General features: G+C 48.4%; 1 protein-coding gene, 2 tRNA genes and 3 rRNA genes. All 6 read right to left on the bottom strand.

Features of this window, described 5'->3' with window-relative positions:
* Window position 1: 1 nt before the first annotated feature.
* The 6 genes from rrf to ADH90_RS06140 all read right to left on the bottom strand — a co-directional run bounded on the left by rrf (window position 2) and on the right by ADH90_RS06140 (window position 5,745).
* Window positions 2-117: ribosomal RNA gene (gene rrf, locus ADH90_RS06165) — 5S ribosomal RNA — on the bottom strand.
* Between the two features lie 77 nt (window positions 118-194).
* Window positions 195-3,097: ribosomal RNA gene (locus ADH90_RS06160) — 23S ribosomal RNA — on the bottom strand.
* Between the two features lie 126 nt (window positions 3,098-3,223).
* Window positions 3,224-3,296, bottom strand: a tRNA-Ala gene (locus tag ADH90_RS06155).
* A 50-nt stretch (window positions 3,297-3,346) separates the two neighbouring features.
* Window positions 3,347-4,893, bottom strand: a 16S ribosomal RNA gene (locus ADH90_RS06150).
* Together the 16S, 23S and 5S rRNA genes with 2 tRNA genes alongside form the textbook arrangement of a ribosomal RNA operon.
* A 242-nt stretch (window positions 4,894-5,135) precedes the next feature.
* Window positions 5,136-5,207, bottom strand: a tRNA-Glu gene (locus ADH90_RS06145).
* Between the two features lie 79 nt (window positions 5,208-5,286).
* Window positions 5,287-5,745, bottom strand: coding sequence for a sigma-70 family RNA polymerase sigma factor (locus ADH90_RS06140; RefSeq protein ID WP_049530414.1), 459 nt, complete (start codon window positions 5,743-5,745; stop codon window positions 5,287-5,289).
* Window positions 5,746-5,824 lie beyond the last annotated feature (79 nt).

Here is a 5,824-nt window from a genome sequence, read left to right as displayed (position 1 = left end):
AGCTAAGCGACTTCCTTATCTCACAGGGGGCAACCCCCAACTACTTCCGGCGTTCTAGGGCTTAACTTCTGTGTTCGGCATGGGTACAGGTGTATCTCCTAGGCTATCGTCACTTAACTTTGAGTAATACCTACTCAAAATTGAATATCTATCAAATCTCAAGAAAACCTTAACACTTCGTATTCTCAGTTACTTTGGATAAGTCCTCGAGCTATTAGTATTAGTCCGCTACATGTGTCGCCACACTTCCACTTCTAACCTATCTACCTGATCATCTCTCAGGGCTCTTACTGATATATAATCATGGGAAATCTCATCTTGAGGTGGGTTTCACACTTAGATGCTTTCAGCGTTTATCCCTTCCCTACATAGCTACCCAGCGATGCCTTTGGCAAGACAACTGGTACACCAGCGGTAAGTCCACTCTGGTCCTCTCGTACTAGGAGCAGATCCTCTCAAATTTCCTACGCCCGCGACGGATAGGGACCGAACTGTCTCACGACGTTCTGAACCCAGCTCGCGTGCCGCTTTAATGGGCGAACAGCCCAACCCTTGGGACCGACTACAGCCCCAGGATGCGACGAGCCGACATCGAGGTGCCAAACCTCCCCGTCGATGTGAACTCTTGGGGGAGATAAGCCTGTTATCCCCAGGGTAGCTTTTATCCGTTGAGCGATGGCCCTTCCATACGGAACCACCGGATCACTAAGCCCGACTTTCGTCCCTGCTCGAGTTGTTGCTCTCGCAGTCAAGCTCCCTTATACCTTTACACTCTGCGAATGATTTCCAACCATTCTGAGGGAACCTTTGGGCGCCTCCGTTACCTTTTAGGAGGCGACCGCCCCAGTCAAACTGCCCGTCAGACACTGTCTCCGATAGGGATCACCTATCTGGGTTAGAGTGGCCATAACACAAGGGTAGTATCCCAACAGCGTCTCCTTCGAAACTGGCGTCCCGATCTCTTAGACTCCTACCTATCCTGTACATGTGGTACAGACACTCAATATCAAACTGCAGTAAAGCTCCATGGGGTCTTTCCGTCCTGTCGCGGGTAACCTGCATCTTCACAGGTACTAAAATTTCACCGAGTCTCTCGTTGAGACAGTGCCCAAATCATTACGCCTTTCGTGCGGGTCGGAACTTACCCGACAAGGAATTTCGCTACCTTAGGACCGTTATAGTTACGGCCGCCGTTTACTGGGGCTTCAATTCATACCTTCGAGTTACCTCTAAGCACTCCTCTTAACCTTCCAGCACCGGGCAGGCGTCACCCCCTATACATCATCTTACGATTTAGCAGAGAGCTGTGTTTTTGATAAACAGTTGCTTGGGCCTATTCACTGCGGCTGACATATGTCAGCACCCCTTCTCCCGAAGTTACGGGGTCATTTTGCCGAGTTCCTTAACGAGAGTTCTCTCGCTCACCTGAGGCTACTCGCCTCGACTACCTGTGTCGGTTTGCGGTACGGGTAGAGTATGTTTAAACGCTAGAAGCTTTTCTTGGCAGTGTGACGTCACTAACTTCGCTACTAAACTTCGCTCCCCATCACAGCTCAATGTTATAGAACTAAGCATTTAACTCAATTCACACCTCACTGCTTAGACAGACACTTCCAATCGTCTGCTTTAGTTAGCCTACTGCGTCCCTCCATCACTACATACTCTAGTACAGGAATATCAACCTGTTGTCCATCGGATACACCTTTCGGTCTCTCCTTAGGTCCCGACTAACCCAGGGCGGACGAGCCTTCCCCTGGAAACCTTAGTCTTACGGTGGACAGGATTCTCACCTGTCTTTCGCTACTCATACCGGCATTCTCACTTCTATGCGTTCCAGCGCTCCTCACGGTACACCTTCACCACACATAGAACGCTCTCCTACCATACCTATAAAGGTATCCACAGCTTCGGTAAATTGTTTTAGCCCCGGTACATTTTCGGCGCAGGGTCACTCGACTAGTGAGCTATTACGCACTCTTTGAATGAATAGCTGCTTCTAAGCTAACATCCTAGTTGTCTGTGCAACCCCACATCCTTTTCCACTTAACAATTATTTTGGGACCTTAGCTGGTGGTCTGGGCTGTTTCCCTTTCGACTACGGATCTTAGCACTCGCAGTCTGACTGCCGACCATAATTCATTGGCATTCGGAGTTTATCTGAGATTGGTAATCCGGGATGGACCCCTCACCCAAACAGTGCTCTACCTCCAAGAATCTCTAATGTCGACGCTAGCCCTAAAGCTATTTCGGAGAGAACCAGCTATCTCCAAGTTCGTTTGGAATTTCTCCGCTACCCACAAGTCATCCAAGCACTTTTCAACGTGCCCTGGTTCGGTCCTCCAGTGCGTCTTACCGCACCTTCAACCTGCTCATGGGTAGGTCACATGGTTTCGGGTCTACGACATAATACTAAAGCGCCCTTTTCAGACTCGGTTTCCCTACGGCTCCGTCTCTTCAACTTAACCTCGCATCATATCGTAACTCGCCGGTTCATTCTACAAAAGGCACGCTCTCACCCATTAACGGGCTCGAACTTGTTGTAGGCACACGGTTTCAGGTTCTATTTCACTCCCCTCCCGGGGTGCTTTTCACCTTTCCCTCACGGTACTGGTTCACTATCGGTCACTAGGGAGTATTTAGGGTTGGGAGATGGTCCTCCCAGATTCCGACGGGATTTCACGTGTCCCGCCGTACTCAGGATACTGCTAGGTACAAAGACTATTTTGAATACGAGGCTTTCACTCTCTTTGGCTGATCTTCCCAAATCATTCTCCTATAATCTTTGAGTCCACATTGCAGTCCTACAACCCCGAAGAGTAAACTCTTCGGTTTGCCCTTCTGCCGTTTCGCTCGCCGCTACTAAGGCAATCGCTTTTGCTTTCTCTTCCTGCAGCTACTTAGATGTTTCAGTTCACTGCGTCTTCCTCCTCATATCCTTAACAGATATGGGTAACAGGTAGTACCTGTTGGGTTCCCCCATTCGGAAATCCCTGGATCATCGCTTACTTACAGCTACCCAAGGCATATCGTCGTTTGTCACGTCCTTCTTCGGCTCCTAGTGCCAAGGCATCCACCGTGCGCCCTTATTAACTTAACCTTATTTTTTTGACCTTTCAGTCATAAACTCTTTATTAATACTACAGCGTTTTCGGTTTATTTTCTTGTTACTATTTGATATAGATATTCAATTTTCAATGTGCATTACTTGGTGATCTCTCACCAATGGAGCCTAGCGGGATCGAACCGCTGACCTCCTGCGTGCAAAGCAGGCGCTCTCCCAGCTGAGCTAAGGCCCCACAAGACCTCTCAAGACTAAACAAGACCAATGTGCATTCCTTATCCTTAGAAAGGAGGTGATCCAGCCGCACCTTCCGATACGGCTACCTTGTTACGACTTCACCCCAATCATCTATCCCACCTTAGGCGGCTGGCTCCTATAAGGTTACCTCACCGACTTCGGGTGTTACAAACTCTCGTGGTGTGACGGGCGGTGTGTACAAGGCCCGGGAACGTATTCACCGCGGCGTGCTGATCCGCGATTACTAGCGATTCCGACTTCATGTAGGCGAGTTGCAGCCTACAATCCGAACTGAGACTGGCTTTAAGAGATTAGCTTGTCGTCACCGACTTGCGACTCGTTGTACCAGCCATTGTAGCACGTGTGTAGCCCAGGTCATAAGGGGCATGATGATTTGACGTCATCCCCACCTTCCTCCGGTTTATTACCGGCAGTCTCGCTAGAGTGCCCAACTGAATGATGGCAACTAACAATAGGGGTTGCGCTCGTTGCGGGACTTAACCCAACATCTCACGACACGAGCTGACGACAACCATGCACCACCTGTCACCTCTGTCCCGAAGGAAAACTCTATCTCTAGAGCGGTCAGAGGGATGTCAAGACCTGGTAAGGTTCTTCGCGTTGCTTCGAATTAAACCACATGCTCCACCGCTTGTGCGGGCCCCCGTCAATTCCTTTGAGTTTCAACCTTGCGGTCGTACTCCCCAGGCGGAGTGCTTAATGCGTTAGCTACGGCACTAAACCCCGGAAAGGGTCTAACACCTAGCACTCATCGTTTACGGCGTGGACTACCAGGGTATCTAATCCTGTTTGCTCCCCACGCTTTCGAGCCTCAGCGTCAGTTACAAGCCAGAGAGCCGCTTTCGCCACCGGTGTTCCTCCATATATCTACGCATTTCACCGCTACACATGGAATTCCACTCTCCCCTCTTGCACTCAAGTTAAACAGTTTCCAAAGCGTACTATGGTTAAGCCACAGCCTTTAACTTCAGACTTATCTAACCGCCTGCGCTCGCTTTACGCCCAATAAATCCGGACAACGCTCGGGACCTACGTATTACCGCGGCTGCTGGCACGTAGTTAGCCGTCCCTTTCTGGTAAGATACCGTCACAGTGTGAACTTTCCACTCTCACACTCGTTCTTCTCTTACAACAGAGCTTTACGATCCGAAAACCTTCTTCACTCACGCGGCGTTGCTCGGTCAGACTTCCGTCCATTGCCGAAGATTCCCTACTGCTGCCTCCCGTAGGAGTCTGGGCCGTGTCTCAGTCCCAGTGTGGCCGATCACCCTCTCAGGTCGGCTATGTATCGTCGCCTTGGTGAGCCGTTACTTCACCAACTAGCTAATACAACGCAGGTCCATCTGGTAGTGATGCATTTGCACCTTTCAAGCAGATATCATGCAATATCTACTGTTATGCGGTATTAGCTATCGTTTCCAATAGTTATCCCCCGCTACCAGGCAGGTTACCTACGCGTTACTCACCCGTTCGCAACTCATCCGGAGAAGCAAGCTCCTCCTTCAGCGTTCTACTTGCATGTATTAGGCACGCCGCCAGCGTTCGTCCTGAGCCAGGATCAAACTCTCATTAAAAGTTTGAGTTCTCACTCATTTCTGTCACTGACAGATTTATTGTTTTTTTCATTGTTCAGTACTACAACTTCAGTTGTAGTGCCCTGCACATTGGTTCGTCTTGTTCAGTTTTCAAAGGTCTTTGTCACTCACTTCTCTCAAGTGACAACTATATTAGTATATCACAGCCGCTTTCGCTTGTCAACACTTTTTTGAAACTTTTTTTAATTTTTTTCATCTAGTGTTTCATCTGTAACATACCATAGTCCGTACGGGATTCGAACCCGTGTTACCGCCGTGAAAAGGCGGTGTCTTAACCCCTTGACCAACGGACCAGAGTTGTTATTTTCAACTCTTACTATTATACCGACTTTTCTTACTTTGTCAACACCTTTTTTTAACTTTTTTTCAATTCTACTGAATTACTTCCTTTAACTCTTTCAGCATGGCTTTGCGACCTTTAAATCGTTCGTCTGCCCAGAGGCGGTCGTAGGCTTCTTGCTTATCTTGTGGTAACTTTCTTCTATAACTATCCAACAATTCATGAAGGGCGTAGTAATCATCCAGCCACAATCCTCCTTCTGGTAGGCGATGGCTAATCTCGCCTACTTCTTCATAGGCCATACGATCCAGGCGACGTTTTTGACTCTCTTGTTTTCTGACGCTATCTAGGATTCGATTACGGAATTTTGTTTTGAAGTAGACGTAGAGTTTCTTTTCTTCTTCCACCAGTTCTGGATGCTTTTCTAGAAGTTCGTAAAGGCAGATCAGTCCTTCTTGATCCCAATCCTCTTTCTCCCACAGGTGGAGATAATAATCTTTTCGGCATCTATGGACAATTCCTTTTACCTTCTCATAATTCTTTTCAAGCATTTGCTTTCCCCCTTTCTCTACTTGTAGTATAGCAGAGAAAGGGGGAAAGAAGGGATTTGATTTCTGTCTTGTGTTTTTT

It is taken from the genome of Streptococcus pseudopneumoniae (assembly GCF_001073085.1).
Lineage (GTDB): Bacteria > Bacillota > Bacilli > Lactobacillales > Streptococcaceae > Streptococcus > Streptococcus pseudopneumoniae_M.
This window is presented reverse-complemented; position numbering and strand designations above follow the sequence as displayed.